Below are 12,960 nucleotides of genomic sequence, written 5' to 3'. Positions count from 1 at the left end.
GGCCGGTCTAGAAAAAAACAACGTGGCCGTTCCCGCCGCTCCCGCAGTCCGCCAAAGCATGCAGATAAACCTGTTCGATGCTGTTGAATCCCGTCTGCATGCGGCTATTGAAGCCATCGACATCGATCGGCTGACACCCATCGACGCCCTGCTTGAACTCAAAAAGCTCCAGGGGTATCTCAATGCCAGGAGCTGATAAAGCCGTCCTTCTGGTTTTCATCCAGGCCGATAGCGGAGTGGATGGCGCTGCCCTTCTCGGCGATGCTGCCCGTTCGACAGCTCTCTTCTCATCGCTGAAAGACACCCTTTTCAGCGGCATCATCCGCCGGGCGCAGTTCGCCATTCCGCCCCTTTCACTCATGATCCTCGGCTCCGTGCAGGTGGACGGCGTCCGTCAGGAGTACTGCGATCTTCGTTTTGAGCGATTTCCCGCCGATCGGCACTGGGATCTCGTCGGCATCAGCGTGCAGACCGGTGCGGTGCGCCCTGCCTTTGAACTTGCCGCCGCCTTGAGGCATCGTGGAGTGAAGGTGGTGCTCGGCGGCCCCTACGTCACCCTCTTTGCGGAGCGGTGCCGGGAGCATGCCGACGTTCTGGTATGCGGCGAAGCAGACGACCTCTGGCGTGAGGTGCTCCTGGACCTCCGGAAGGGTGAATTAAGGGCCGAATACCGCCAGGAAACGCCGCCCGACCTCTCCTTGTCCCGTCCTGTCAGTAAATCCATGCTTGACATCAAGAGCTATTTCACGACCAATGTGGTGCAGACCACCCGAGGTTGCCCCTACAGCTGCGACTTCTGCACCGTGCATGTGATGAACGGTCACCGCCTGCGCCACCGTCCGGTGAAGGATGTCCAGAGGGAGGTAGAGGGTTTTTTGAAGGAGGATCGTCGGATATTCTTTTTTCTCGACGATACCATCAACGCTGATGAGCGCTACGCCCGGGAGCTGTTCAACGGGCTGATTCCCCTCGGCATCCGGTGGGTAGGCCAGTCGACAACCGCACTCGGGGAGAATCCCGCTCTGCTTGAAGTATTTGCCCGTTCCGGTTGCGGCGCGCTTCTCGTCGGCATTGAAAGCATCGGCGACGGCAGCAACCACGCCCACCACAAGTTCCATAACCCGGCTTCGCGACAGGTGGCTTCGATCAAGGCGATAAGGGATGCCGGGATCTGTGTCTATGGCAGTTTCATCTACGGCCTTGACGGTGACACATTGGATATGCCGCGCCGTATCGAGGAGTTCATCGAAGAGACGGGGGTTGACGTTCCGGGCATCAACCTCCTGCGGCCGATTCCTGGAACAGATCTGTTCACCCGACTTGCCGGTGAGCATCGGCTGCTGCATGATCCGGGGAACCACGATGCCTTCAGGTTCTCATGGGGTCAGGAGATGCTGTACCGGCCGAAGGCTGTTTCGATCGAGTCATTCATCCCCTCGTATACCGGACTGACGAAGAGGGTGTTCACGGTGGCAAACGCGCTGAAGCGCGCCGCTTCGGCACCAACCCTCCGAGCTTCCGTCTTGTCGTTCAACCTGCTTTATGTCCATCTGTACGGCCTCGCGCGCCGCGATCTCTATCGCCAGCTGGCCACCCTTGCCGGCGCCGGGGAAGGGTAGGGGGGGGGTCAGCTGAGCGAGAGGATCTCCTCTTCGAGGAGCTGCTGGTTGTAGAGTTCGAAGTAAATTCCCTGATGTTCGAGCAGTTCCCCGTGGGAGCCACTTTCGGCGATATGGCCGTCTTTGAGGACGATGATCCGGTCGCAGTTCTTCACCGTGGAGATCCGGTGGCTGATGAGGATGACGGTGGTGTCGGGCAGCTCCTGGAGCAGGGCATCGAAAATCCTCGCTTCCGTTGCGGTATCGACGGCCGAGAGGGCATCGTCGAGGATAAGGATGCGTGGTTTCCATGCAACAGCCCGGGCAATGCAGGCCCGCTGTTTCTGGCCCCCTGAAAGGTTGATACCCTTTTCTCCGAGCATGGTTTCAAACGCATCGGGAAAGTCCTGGATGTCATCATGGAGCATGGCCGTCCGGCTGGCTTCAAGCACCTCCTCGGCACTGCTTCGCCGGCTGCCCCAGCTGATGTTGTGCGCGATGGTGTCCGAAAAGAGGAAGTTGACCTGAGGCACGTATCCGATCTGTTCGCGCAGCTTTTCCAGTGGCAGGCTCCTGATGTCCTGTCCATCGAGGGTGATGGCGCCTCCTGTTGGTTCGTAGAGACGCGGGATAAGGCTGACGAGGGATGTTTTTCCCGATCCTGTCGCCCCGACAATGGCGGTCTTGGTGCCGGCTTTGATCTCAAGCGTCACATGCTCGAGAACCGGCCGGTCCTCATTACCGGGATAGCTGAAGCTGATGTCCCTGAATGAGAGGGTCCCGGAGGCGCCTTTCTGCTGAGGAGCATCAACACTCTCCGCTGTCCCCTCCGTACCGGGTTCGGGCTGCATGCCCATGATTTCATCAAGCCTCGCCTGAGCGGAGGATGCTTTCTGGATGATGCTCGTTACCCAGCCGATGGAGATGATCGGCCAGCCGAGCATGGTGACATAGACGATGAACTGCGCGATGCCGCCGATGGTCATCGTTCCCTCTGTGACGCTCTTGCCACCGATCCATATCACCGGCAGCAGCGAGAATGCGGTGAGTGAGGTGAGGAATGCAAAAAAAAGCGCCTGCAGTTTTCCCAGAGAGAGGTTTTTCCCGTAATATTCTCTGTTGAGTTTTTCAAAGCGGTCAATCTCAAACGCCTCCCTCGTGTAGCTTTTGACAATGCGGATGCCGGAGAGGTTTTCCTGTACGAGGTTGGTGATGGCCGCATAGCTTTCCTGTATGCTTTTCGAGCGCTTCTGCATCGAGCGTCCGATCCGGTAGACCGACCAGCTGAGGATCGGGGCAGGCAGGAGGGCGAAGAAGGTGAGTTTCGGCGAAAGGGCGATCATCGCCGCCAGCGCGAAGAGCAGGCGGAAAAAGGTGTTCAGGGAGTACATGATGCCGGGACCGAGGAATTCCCGTACTGCGTTCAGGTCATTGGTGCCTCTGGAGATGAGCTCACCGGTGCTCGTGCTGTCGTAGAAAGACCTCGGCAGGCGCTGCAGGTGGCGGTAGTAGTCGTTCTTCAGGTCATACTCGATATGGCGGGAGGTGACGATGATGCTCTGACGGACGAGGAAAAGAAAAAAACCGCTTAAAAGGGCGAAGAGGACATAGAGGCTGGTGTTTTGGAGGACGTGCTCAATAAGGAAGCTGCCGTTCATGCTGTCGATGGCCAGACGGATGTAGCGGGGCCCTATTACGGCGAACAGGTTTGTCAGGATGATGAACGCAAACCCTGCAAACAGTTTCGTGCGGTACCTGCCGAGATAGGGCAGGAGGCTGAGAAGATTTTTCATCCGTTATTTCTTCCGTAATTTCATCCGTAATTTCATCCGTCAGTTCATCCGTTATTTCATCAGTCATGTTTTTGATGTAGCGGTAGTAAATGTATAATAAGAATGACGAAATCAAAACTATGCCATACGGGGGAGACTCATGCCGTTTGACGCCAGCAAAAATTACTACTCGATAGGTGAGGTCAGCCGGATTGCCGGTGTTCCAGCCTATCTCCTTCGCTACTGGGAGACCTTTTTCAAGGAACTTCGCCCCGGTCGGGACACCCGCGGCAACCGTCGCTACACCAACCGCGACATGGCTCTCGTGCTCAATATCAAAGATCTGGTCTATGAGCAGGGCTACCGGCTCGGCAAGGCAAGCGAACTGATGAAGAATGAGGGCAAGACGAGGGACGAGGATCCCCGAACCGGCGAGATCCTCCGCCTGCAGAAGGAGATCGGCCATGTAGACAAGAAAAACCGGGTGGTCGACCAGCGAAGGGTGGCTGTGCTGAAGGAGGTCAAGTCGGAGATTGAGGAGATTCTGCAGCTGCTCGGTTGATGCTTCTTCTCGATGACTCCCGGGTCGGAATGATGGGACCGGAGTGATGGGGCCATAAAAACAGAAAGCCGGCTGACGCCGGCTTTCGTGTTGTGTTGATGTCCGATTGGCTGCTTACTGAGCGTAGAGCACTTCGAACTGGCCGGTGCCGCCTTTGCAGACATGCTCCACCCAGCGGGCGTAAGCGCCACCGCTCCAGCGGTATTCCTCAAGGTTCTGCGAGCGGAACTGAGGAGCTGCGTAGCGGATCTTGTAGCCTTTCGGAAGAACGATCTTGAGCTGGGTATCGACGGTGAAGTCGTTGAACTTGCCGACCATGCCGTGGTGGACCAGCGGAATGAGCGGGTGGTTCAGGATCCTGCGGAGTCCGCCGCCGGCATCTACGGAAACGCCGGGGAAGTCGCCGTCGACCTTGACTTCGATACCCTGTGAATCGGAACGGAAACCGGCTTCAACGGAAGCAGGCCTGTTGAGCTTGTCGGCCGGGAAGAGTTCCGCCCAGCGTGCGATGGAGTCGACGATGCCCGATCCGCCGTGCGAGAAACGCCAGCGGGTGACACCGACGGGACCCTTGTCGCCGCTCTGGGTGCCGATACTGTTGACCTCGATCTTGGAAATCCTCTGGCCGCCCTCGTTGAGTGCGGTGAAGGCAGGTCCGATGAACCAGAACTCACGGATCCAGTCATTGAATGCACCGGTGGTCTGGAGTGCTTTCAGGGTTCCTTCCCAGGTATCGATGACATCGTTGTTGTCAAGCGGCACCTTCATGATGATGTCGTGGAACTGGCGACCCTGCATGTAGATCGGGTTCGGTACATTCCTGCGGACTGCGTCGGAGCGGTAGTAGAACAGGTTGACGACAGAGCCTTCGAATGAGAACGAGTGGGAGAAATCACCGACGGTGACGGAACCCTCACCGACGCAGATCCTGCGTTCTTTGGTTTCATTGGCGATGTCAGCTTCGATGACCAGTTTGTTCTTTGTGCTGTCGACGATGGATTCGATGACAGCCGAGAACCGTACAAAGCCCTTAGCGGGATCCAGCGGCTTCACGTTGATCTTGACATTGCAGTCTGCGGGCAGCAGCGGGAGGGCCGGGGGGACGTTTACTTTCGCCCTGGCTTTTACCTTTCCCCACGAGCTCGAACCGCCCTCGAGAACGATTTCGTAATCGGAGTGCGCGGTGGTCGCGTCTTTAGTGCCGAAAAGAGCCATAATGATTTCTCCTTTTTCTGATGGCGTTGAAATTGGATATTTGCAGGGGCCCGTTTTACTGAAAGCCTACCCCTGTTAAATAACAGCTTGAAATAAATTTAAAGAATAATTAATCAATAAAAAAGCAAAATATCTCCGTCGTGTTTATCTCTTAGCACGAAATGTTGTATAATTTTTCTGCCTCTCCTGGGTTCATTGACTTCGTTCATTGATTTTATCGTCTCTAAAGCAATGACTGTTTACCCGAAGGCGGCCGACCGGTTCCGCCGTTCCGCCTATGCATCTTCCCTCCTCAGCGGAGTGCTTCTTGCCGTTTCGTTCCCTTCTTATCCATCCATCCATTTTGAGCTGCTCGCCTGGGTTGCACTCGTGCCGCTGCTGTTGACTGTTGCCGACGATCCGTCATCCGGATCGGTGTTTCGCAAGTCCTATGCCGCCATGCTCGCATATTCGGCCGGGGCACTCTGGTGGGTATGCATTGCCACGTTGCCGGGAGGCATCATGACCATCGCGGCACAAGCATTTTTCATGACCGTGCCGTTCATGCTGTTTTTCCTCTGCAACCGTTTCTGGGGGTTGCGGCGGGCCCTCGTAGCCTTCCCGTTCATGCAGGTGGGGTGGGAGTGGCTCTATATGCAGCAGGATCTGTCGCTCGGCTGGCTGACGCTCGGCAATTCCCAGGCGAATCTCAATGCCATGGTGCAGTATGCCGATATTACGGGAGTGTGGGGCATCAGTTTCTGGCTCTCCTCATTCAATGTGCTTGTCGTGCTTGCCGTCCTCGGCGGAAGGAGGCTGCTTGTACCCTATGCCGGCGCACTGCTTGCGATGGTGCTCGCTCCTCTCGCCTACAGTGCCGTGGTCCTGCATGCCCCAGGCGGAGCGGGTCGTGCGGGAACAATCCGGGTCAGCCTCGTGCAGCCCGACATAGATCCGTATGAAAAGTGGGACCGATACACCGGCAGCGAAACCCTGGAGCTCTATTACCGGCTGACCGGCCGCGCCGTCAGGGAGAGCCGTCCCGATCTGGTGGTATGGCCTGAAACAGCCCTTCCGTTCTTCATCCTTGATGACGGCAACGATGAGTATCTCCTCTCACTGCGACGCGCACTCAGCCTCTGGCGCGCCCCGCTCCTGACCGGGTTCTCGGACATCGTCTATGCTGCTCCTGGAGACGCGCCCTCTTCGGCAGGACCGGGAAAATTCGACCGGCAGAGCGGCCGCTTCTATGAGACCTATAACGCCTCCATGCTTCTCTCTCCGGGGGTTGACAGCCTGCAGGTTTACCGGAAGGTGCGCCTGGTTCCATTTGCGGAGCGGGTTCCCTATACCGAGTATTTTCCGGCACTTGAACAACTTACGTTTTCTCTGGCGGGAGTGGGCAGTTGGGGCCGGGGGCCAGGGCCCTCCCTCATGGAGCTTCATCCCGCAGACCGCAAGCGGGTGCGCATCGCCAACATTATCTGCTACGAGTCGATTTTTCCAGGCTATGTATCGGAATTTGTCAGGGAGGGAGCCGAGCTCCTGACGCTGGTTACCAATGACGGCTGGTACGGCACCTCTTACGGCCCCTGGCAGCACCTGGCAATCGGCCGCCTGCGCTGCATCGAGAACCGTCGCGCCATGGCCCGGTGCGCCAATACGGGCGTCACTGAGTGCATCGACCCCTTCGGGCGCACCATCGCCAGGGTTCCGTGGTGGGAGGAGCAGGTCCTCAATGCTGAGCTTCCACTGGGGCGGGAGCTGAGCTTCTACACCAGCCACCCCGACCTGCTGCCGAAGGTTTGTGTGGCGGTTTCGTTGCTCGTGGTGGCATCGGGAGGTATCGGGAGGCTTTCCCTCAGAGCCCGTAGGTCTTGATTTTCCTATAAAGCGTCCGTTCGGTGATGCCGAGGGCTGCTGCGGCTTTTCTTTTGCTGCCGCCGGAGGAGCGGAGCGCATCGGCAACGGCCTGTTTTGCCGCCGCCTGAAGCGGGCTCATCTCGTTCGCTGGCGGGCTCATCTCGTTCGCCGGCGGGCTCATCTCATTCACCGGCGGGCTCATCTCATTCACCGGTGCGACTTCTTTGTCGGTATTGTGCGTTGTTGCATCGGGCAGGAGAAGCGGTCTTGGGGCGGTCGGCTGGGGGGTGTATACGAGTTGCTGGAGCATCTGGCGGATTTCACCTACTTCCTGACGGAGCTGGATGATGCTGCTGTATACGAGCTGCAGCTCGTTCTTTTCCGAACGGGCGGGGTCGTGGACGAGGCTTTTGAACCGGCTTCGCTGCACCAGATGTTTGTCAAGGATATCGGGCGTGATCTCGCTACCCTTTTCGAGCACGAGCAGTGATTCGATGAGGTTGCGCAGTTCGCGGACATTGCCCGGCCAGGTGTAGCGGAGGAGCATTTCCGTGGCTTCCGGGCTGAACCCCTCGAACGGGATCCGGTGCTTCGACTGGAACTCGTGTACAAAGTGCTCCGTCAAAAGCAGGATATCGCTGCCCCTTTCACGCAGCGGCGGTATGTGCAATTCCACGCTGCGGAGGCGGTAGTATAGGTCTTCCCTGAAATGTTTTTCGCTGACCGACTGGATGAGGTTCCTGTTGGTGGCTGCGATGATGCGGGTGTCGGCGTAAATGGAGTGGGACGCGCCGACCCGCTGGAACTCGCCGTTTTCAATGACCCGAAGAAACTTTACCTGGGTTTCGGTAGGCATTTCCCCGATTTCGTCGAGGAAGATGGTGCCGCAGTCGGCAGATTCAAAATAGCCTTTTCTGGCCTGTATGGCCCCGGTGAACGCCCCTTTTTCATGTCCGAAGAGCTCCGATTCGAGAATCCCGGCGGGAATGGCCCCACAATTGACGGGGATGAAACTGCCTCCGGCCCGCCGGCTGTGGTCATGGATGAAACGTGCCAGCACTTCCTTGCCCGAACCGGTTTCGCCGGTGATGAGTACCGTGATGTCGGTTTCGGCAACCTGAAGTGCGAACTGGCGGAGCCGCACCAGGAGGTCGCATTTTCCTATGAGTCCGGTCTCTTTTTTCATCTTGAGGATCCTGTGGCAGCAGCGCTCAACTGCTCACCTGATGGGTATGGCTATGGAGCTGAAGGGAAGCCGGCGCGCGGCCGACTTTGCCGCATCGGCATTCGGGAACCCTTTGGCAAGGCGTACCTTGTACATCTGGTTCTCGAAAACAACGGTAATCTGTCCTTCTGCTGAAAGTCTCGAGGCATACGCTTCGGCGTTCACCCTGTTGCTGAAGCTTCCGAACTGCAGGGTGTGGGTGTCGGCTGTACCGTACGCGGTTGTGCTGTAGGCGGCCGGTTTTTCAGGTACCATGGCAGGCACAGGCGCTTGTGCCGCCACGGGTGCCGGTGCTGAGGGCTGCAGTGGCGCTTTGGCTGCAACGGACGCAGCTTTTGGTTGCGGGGAAGCTGCAGGAGAAGGGGCTGGCGCGGGTGCCGGAATGGGTTTCGATAGCTGCGGTGCAGGAACCGCTGCGGTCAGCGAGCGGTTATAATCTGCGATGCGCGCATGGCTGATCGGGTCGATTGCCGGGTCGGGGTACATAGCAAGCTGGCGCCGGAACAGGGACACAGCCTTAGGCCCATCTTCCGTCAGGAGTGCTTCAATGACGGTTTTTTCAGAGCCGGCCACGGCTTTTTGGCGGATTGATTGTAATAAATATGTTTTATCTTGCTGGACATACTGCCGGATCTGCGCCGCGTAGGAGACCCCACCCGCACCGCGGGCTTCAGTGGGAGCCGTCACCAGTGCGGCGTACGCCGCGATACAGAGCGCAAACGAACGAAGCGTGGAGTTGGCCTTTCCTCTGGGCATGGTGCTACGGGTTGAAGGTTGCCGGGGTTTCAGTTGAACGGTGCATTGCAATAGCTTCCGCGCAGTCAATATGACAAATTTTTCATATAAACGGAACCCTCAACGCCGTTCCTGAATACAACAAGAGAGACCAATGCCCTCCATTTCCGTGCATGCATATGCCAAAATCAACCTCGGTCTTTTCATCACCGGAAAACGGGATGACGGGTACCACAACCTTGAAACCATCTTTGCCCCCGTCAGTTGGCACGACACGCTTTGTTTCAGTCCAGCTGACGCTATTTCAATGCGCTGCACGAACGCCGACCTTCCGACTGACGGCAGCAACCTCTGCATCAGGGCCGCCCGGTCGCTGCAGGAGTACGCCGGAGTAGGGGATGGTGTGTCGATCGAGCTTGACAAGCAGGTTCCGTTCGGTGCGGGCCTTGGCGGCGGCAGCAGCGACGCTGCAACCGTGCTGCGGGTATTGAACGGGTTCTGGAACATCAACGCCACGGTGGAGGACCTGCACCCGCTGGCAGTGAAGCTGGGCGCCGACGTACCTTATTTTCTTGAAATGGAGGGGCTCGCCTATGCGGGCGGCATCGGTGATGAACTGACTGACCTGCATGCCGGACTGCCATGGCATGTGGTGACGGTGTTTCCAGCGGAGCACATCTCCACTGCGTGGGCCTACGGGAACTTCCACCGCCGATTCGGGCAGAGCCGTCCCGATATCCGTACGATAGCCGCCGACCTCTCCGGAATCGGGGACACCGGGCGGCTCGAGCTGTTTGAAAATGATTTTCAGTCCGCTGTCTTCGAGCAGTTCCCGAAGGTCCGCAGGGTCCATACGGATCTTCTCGAGGCAGGAGCGGTGTTTGCCTCCCTCTCCGGCAGCGGTTCGGCCGTCTATGGACTGTTCGAAACCGCTATGGACGCCCGTCGCGCCATTGAGCGGCAGCGGGCATCCTATCCCACGAACCTTACCCCTCCCGGTTTTTCGATGCGGCAGTGACGCTGCCGCAGGCGCCCCCTTTCTTTCAGCCCTTGCGGCCCGTGATGATCGACTGGAGCTCTGTCGATATCAGGCGGAGGTCTTCATCAAGAAAGTGCGACGAGTGCAGCCGGGTGCGTTTGACGGCTGAGAAATCCAGCACCGTTTCGAGTACCTGTTCCTTGAAGAGCGGGGCGTTCTGGATGGCTGTGCCGTCCGGCCCCGTCAGGGACGAATTCCCCCAGTAGGTGAAGCTGTCTTCATTGCCCACCCGGTTGACACAGCATACGAAGGTGCTGAAGAGGAATGCATAGGTGGAGGCGATGGTCTGCCACTGGGTGACGATCGGCGGCAGCCCCGCTCCCGGCGACATGCGAAGCGGGCTCGACATCAGCACCATCATGAGCTGGGCCCCCTGGTGGGCCAGAAGGTAGGGGACCGATACATGCCAGAAGTCCTCGCAGATGGCGACCCCTATGCGGCCGAGCCTTCGCGAGTCGACGACCGTGATTTCCTGGCCCGCTGAAAAATAGCGGAGCTCTTCAAACATGCCGTACGTGGGCAGGTAGATCTTGCGGTGGATGCTCCGTCCCTTTCCGTCTTCGAACATGAACGCCGAATTGTACACCCCATACTCTTCGCTCAGCTCTATTCCCCCGCAGATGATGGTGATGTTGCGGCTCAGCTCCCTGAGCGGATCGAGGCGCGGGTCGTCGATATGCATGGCAATGTCCTGGGCCGCATCCTGCACGTTGTATCCCGTCAGCGAGAGTTCCGGAAACGCTATTGCGTCGGCGCCGCCCTTCAGAGCCTCCTCGGCAAGCAGGCAGTGATGGGCCAGATTTTCATCGAAATTCGCGAGGGTGCAGTCCGTCTGGGCTATATGCAGATTCGCTTTCAGCATTGTCGGTGAGGGGTTTAGTGATAGGGATAGAAGAGGTAGAAGACGAGGGATATCATGGCAAGGATCCACATTCCCGGACTGAGCTCCCCGTGGCGGCCGGTGAAGAGCTTCATCAGCACATGGGCAAGGAAGCCCGCCGTGATGCCCACACCGATGTTGAAGGTGAAGATCATGAGGATGATGGTGAGGAACGCCGGAATCAGTTCGGCGTGGTCACTGAAGTCCAGCTTCGTCACCGAGCCGAGCATGAACATGCCGACGAGCACCATGGCAGGGCCGTAGGCGAAGGCGGGTACGATGGTGAGGAGCGGAGAGAAGAAGAGGGAGAGGGCAAAGAAGCCCGCGATGACCACTGCCGTGAACCCTGTCCGTCCTCCCTGCTCGATGCCGGTCGCCGATTCAATGAAGATGCCGGCCGTCGTCGTGCCTATGAGGGCGGCGATAAGGGTCGAGATGGCATCGACCAGCATGGGCTTTTCGATGTCCGGGAGGTTCCCCTCCGTGTCAAGCAGGCCCGCCCGGGAGGAGAGGCCGTAAAGGGATCCCATGGTGTCGACAAAGTCCATGATGAGGACGCTGGTGATTACGCCGAGGAACCCGAGGGTGAAGGCGGCGTGGAAGTCTATCTGCAGCAGCACGGGGCCGATGGCGGGCGGGAGGCTGAACGGGGATGCGGGCATGTCCACAAGGCCTGTCATGACGCCGCAACCGGTTGCGGCTGCCATGCCGATGAGGATCGCTCCGCTTTGTTTCCGGGCGATGAGCACGGCGGTAAGCAGCAGGGCGGCAAGACCGAGCAGTGCGGGAAGGGCCGTAATGTCTCCCATCCGGACCGGCGCACCCGGAACCCCGATGGTGATGACACCCATGTCGCCGAGACCCAGAAAGGCGAGGAACAGACCGATGCCGACGGGGAAGCTGTGCTTCAGGGATACCGGTATGGATTCTGCCAGCCATCGCCGCAACCCCGCAAGGGTCAGGATGGTAAAGAGTACGCCGCTGAGGAAGATGGCGGCAAGCGCTGTCTGCCATGAATAGCCGAGCACCTGCACGACCGTGTAGGCTATGAAGGCGTTCTCGCCCATGTATGGCGCAACGGCAAACGGACGTTTGGCGTACAGCCCCATGAGGAGCGTGCCGGTAAGGGCGGTGAAGATGGTTGCCGTTGTTGACGCCCCCCTCGGCATGCCCGCAGCTTCGAGGATGGCCGGGTTGACGACGATGATGTAGGCGAGGGTGAAGAAGGTGGTCAGTCCGGCGAGGAACTCCTGCCGGTACCCGGTGCCATGTTCTTCAAACCCGAAATATGAACGAATGCCCATTGGCATCTCTCCCTGAATGGTTTCGCCTTTCTATTTGTTGTCAGTCATAAATGATAATGATTTCTTTGGATTATCCGCTGAAACGTCTATCTTGGACTAAATAAGTCCTATTTAAAGTCCAGTCATTAATTCAGTCATTAAATCCATTCAATCATCATAAGGAGGAGCCATGGGTGTTCTAGTCGGGCGCAAAGCGCCGGAATTCAATGTAGAGGCCGTTGCCGGCGGCAGGGAGTTTGTCGATTCCTGCAAGCTTTCGGATTTCAGCGGCAAGTATGTCATCCTCTTTTTCTATCCGCTTGATTTCACCTTCGTCTGCCCGACCGAATTGCATGCGTTCCAGGAGAAACTCGATGAGTTCAAAAAACGCAACGTAGAGGTTATCGGCTGTTCGGTAGACTCCAAGTTCTCGCATTTCGCATGGCTGCAGACCCCGCGCAACCGCGGCGGCATCGAGGGCGTGACCTATACGCTCCTCTCCGACCTCAACAAGACGGTCTCTACTGATTACGACGTGCTTGCTGAAGGAGCCGGTGTGTCCTTGCGCGGACTGTTCCTGATTGATAAAGCAGGGATTGTGCGCCATCAGGTGGTCAACGATCTCGGGCTCGGCCGCAACGTGGACGAGGTTCTCCGCATGGTCGACGCGCTCCAGTTCACCGAGCAGTTCGGCGAAGTGTGCCCCGCCAACTGGAACAAGGGCGACAAGGCGATGAAGCCTACCGATGAAGGCTTGAAGGATTTTTTCAAGGACGAGTAAGACCCGCAGAAGTTTTTTATCTACAAGC

11 protein-coding genes and 1 pseudogene (1 of these 12 cut by a window edge) are annotated in these 12,960 nt (G+C 58.0%); 6 read left to right on the top strand and 6 right to left on the bottom strand.

Annotation, left to right across the window (positions count from 1 at the left end; genetic code table 11):
• Both mutS and PLUT_RS07785 read left to right on the top strand, forming a co-directional pair.
• A pseudogene (gene mutS, locus PLUT_RS07790) lies at nucleotides 1–196 on the top strand (DNA mismatch repair protein MutS); its annotated part reaches 920 nt to the left of the window's first position; the annotation flags it as partial.
• Nucleotides 183–1,619, top strand: a complete 1,437-nt coding sequence (locus PLUT_RS07785) for a B12-binding domain-containing radical SAM protein (protein WP_011358234.1) — start codon at nucleotides 183–185, stop codon at nucleotides 1,617–1,619. The pseudogene mutS and the gene PLUT_RS07785, both read left to right, overlap by 14 nt.
• An 8-nt stretch (nucleotides 1,620–1,627) precedes the next feature.
• Here the strand turns inward: PLUT_RS07785 and PLUT_RS07780 are convergent, their stop codons facing one another.
• A complete protein-coding gene (locus PLUT_RS07780) occupies nucleotides 1,628–3,391 on the bottom strand; it encodes an ABC transporter ATP-binding protein (protein WP_011358233.1) in 1,764 nt (587 codons plus the stop codon).
• A 139-nt stretch (nucleotides 3,392–3,530) separates the two neighbouring features.
• Here PLUT_RS07780 and PLUT_RS07775 point away from each other — a divergent pair, with 139 nt between their 5' ends.
• Nucleotides 3,531–3,932, top strand: coding sequence for a MerR family transcriptional regulator (locus PLUT_RS07775; protein ID WP_011358232.1), 402 nt, complete (start codon nucleotides 3,531–3,533; stop codon nucleotides 3,930–3,932).
• 114 nt (nucleotides 3,933–4,046) lie between these two features.
• On the opposite strand, the gene PLUT_RS07770 is transcribed toward PLUT_RS07775, so the two are convergent.
• Nucleotides 4,047–5,147, bottom strand: coding sequence for a bacteriochlorophyll a protein (locus PLUT_RS07770; RefSeq protein ID WP_011358231.1), 1,101 nt, complete (start codon nucleotides 5,145–5,147; stop codon nucleotides 4,047–4,049).
• A gap of 231 nt (nucleotides 5,148–5,378) precedes the next feature.
• Between PLUT_RS07770 and lnt the strand changes: the two genes are divergently transcribed.
• The gene (gene lnt, locus PLUT_RS07765; protein ID WP_041463869.1) at nucleotides 5,379–7,007 is read left to right on the top strand and encodes an apolipoprotein N-acyltransferase; all 1,629 of its coding nucleotides are present in this window, start codon (nucleotides 5,379–5,381) and stop codon (nucleotides 7,005–7,007) included.
• On the opposite strand, the gene PLUT_RS07760 is transcribed toward lnt, so the two are convergent.
• Both PLUT_RS07760 and PLUT_RS07755 read right to left on the bottom strand, forming a co-directional pair.
• Nucleotides 6,988–8,175 carry a sigma-54 interaction domain-containing protein gene (locus PLUT_RS07760; RefSeq protein WP_011358229.1) on the bottom strand — a complete coding sequence of 396 codons (1,188 nt, stop codon included), beginning with the start codon at nucleotides 8,173–8,175 and terminating at the stop codon, nucleotides 6,988–6,990. The two genes, lnt and PLUT_RS07760, sit on opposite strands and share 20 nt — an antisense overlap.
• 33 nt (nucleotides 8,176–8,208) lie before the next feature.
• Nucleotides 8,209–8,970, bottom strand: coding sequence for an SPOR domain-containing protein (locus tag PLUT_RS07755; protein WP_011358228.1), 762 nt, complete (start codon nucleotides 8,968–8,970; stop codon nucleotides 8,209–8,211).
• A 133-nt stretch (nucleotides 8,971–9,103) separates the two neighbouring features.
• On the opposite strand from PLUT_RS07755, the gene ispE reads away from it, so the two are divergent.
• A complete protein-coding gene (gene ispE, locus PLUT_RS07750; protein WP_011358227.1) occupies nucleotides 9,104–9,967 on the top strand; it encodes a 4-(cytidine 5'-diphospho)-2-C-methyl-D-erythritol kinase in 864 nt (287 codons plus the stop codon).
• 25 nt (nucleotides 9,968–9,992) lie between these two features.
• On the opposite strand, the gene PLUT_RS07745 is transcribed toward ispE, so the two are convergent.
• Complete coding sequence (locus PLUT_RS07745; RefSeq protein WP_011358226.1) at nucleotides 9,993–10,850, bottom strand: nitrilase-related carbon-nitrogen hydrolase; 858 nt, start codon at nucleotides 10,848–10,850, stop codon at nucleotides 9,993–9,995.
• A gap of 14 nt (nucleotides 10,851–10,864) precedes the next feature.
• A complete protein-coding gene (locus PLUT_RS07740) occupies nucleotides 10,865–12,172 on the bottom strand; it encodes an NCS2 family permease (protein ID WP_011358225.1) in 1,308 nt (435 codons plus the stop codon).
• A 169-nt stretch (nucleotides 12,173–12,341) separates the two neighbouring features.
• Between PLUT_RS07740 and PLUT_RS07735 the strand changes: the two genes are divergently transcribed.
• Nucleotides 12,342–12,932 (top strand): peroxiredoxin, encoded by a 591-nt coding sequence (locus PLUT_RS07735; RefSeq protein WP_011358224.1) that lies wholly within the window; start codon nucleotides 12,342–12,344, stop codon nucleotides 12,930–12,932.
• The last annotated feature ends 28 nt before the right edge of the window (nucleotides 12,933–12,960 follow it).

It is taken from the genome of Pelodictyon luteolum DSM 273, from assembly GCF_000012485.1.
Taxonomy (GTDB): Bacteria; Bacteroidota; Chlorobiia; order Chlorobiales; family Chlorobiaceae; genus Chlorobium; species Chlorobium luteolum.
This window is presented reverse-complemented; position numbering and strand designations above follow the sequence as displayed.

Bases quoted from the DNA above. Each gene is read 5' to 3' on its own strand.
- PLUT_RS07745 (WP_011358226.1), bottom strand. From the start codon at position 10,850: ATGCTGAAAGCGAATCTGCATATAGCCCAGACGGACTGCACCCTCGCG.
- PLUT_RS07770 (WP_011358231.1), bottom strand. From the start codon at position 5,147: ATGGCTCTTTTCGGCACTAAAGACGCGACCACCGCGCACTCCGATTAC.
- PLUT_RS07755 (WP_011358228.1), bottom strand. From the start codon at position 8,970: ATGCCCAGAGGAAAGGCCAACTCCACGCTTCGTTCGTTTGCGCTCTGT.
- lnt (WP_041463869.1), top strand. From the start codon at position 5,379: ATGACTGTTTACCCGAAGGCGGCCGACCGGTTCCGCCGTTCCGCCTAT.
- ispE (WP_011358227.1), top strand. From the start codon at position 9,104: ATGCCCTCCATTTCCGTGCATGCATATGCCAAAATCAACCTCGGTCTT.
- PLUT_RS07785 (WP_011358234.1), top strand. From the start codon at position 183: ATGCCAGGAGCTGATAAAGCCGTCCTTCTGGTTTTCATCCAGGCCGAT.
- PLUT_RS07740 (WP_011358225.1), bottom strand. From the start codon at position 12,172: ATGGGCATTCGTTCATATTTCGGGTTTGAAGAACATGGCACCGGGTAC.
- PLUT_RS07780 (WP_011358233.1), bottom strand. From the start codon at position 3,391: ATGAAAAATCTTCTCAGCCTCCTGCCCTATCTCGGCAGGTACCGCACG.
- PLUT_RS07760 (WP_011358229.1), bottom strand. From the start codon at position 8,175: ATGAAAAAAGAGACCGGACTCATAGGAAAATGCGACCTCCTGGTGCGG.
- PLUT_RS07775 (WP_011358232.1), top strand. From the start codon at position 3,531: ATGCCGTTTGACGCCAGCAAAAATTACTACTCGATAGGTGAGGTCAGC.
- PLUT_RS07735 (WP_011358224.1), top strand. From the start codon at position 12,342: ATGGGTGTTCTAGTCGGGCGCAAAGCGCCGGAATTCAATGTAGAGGCC.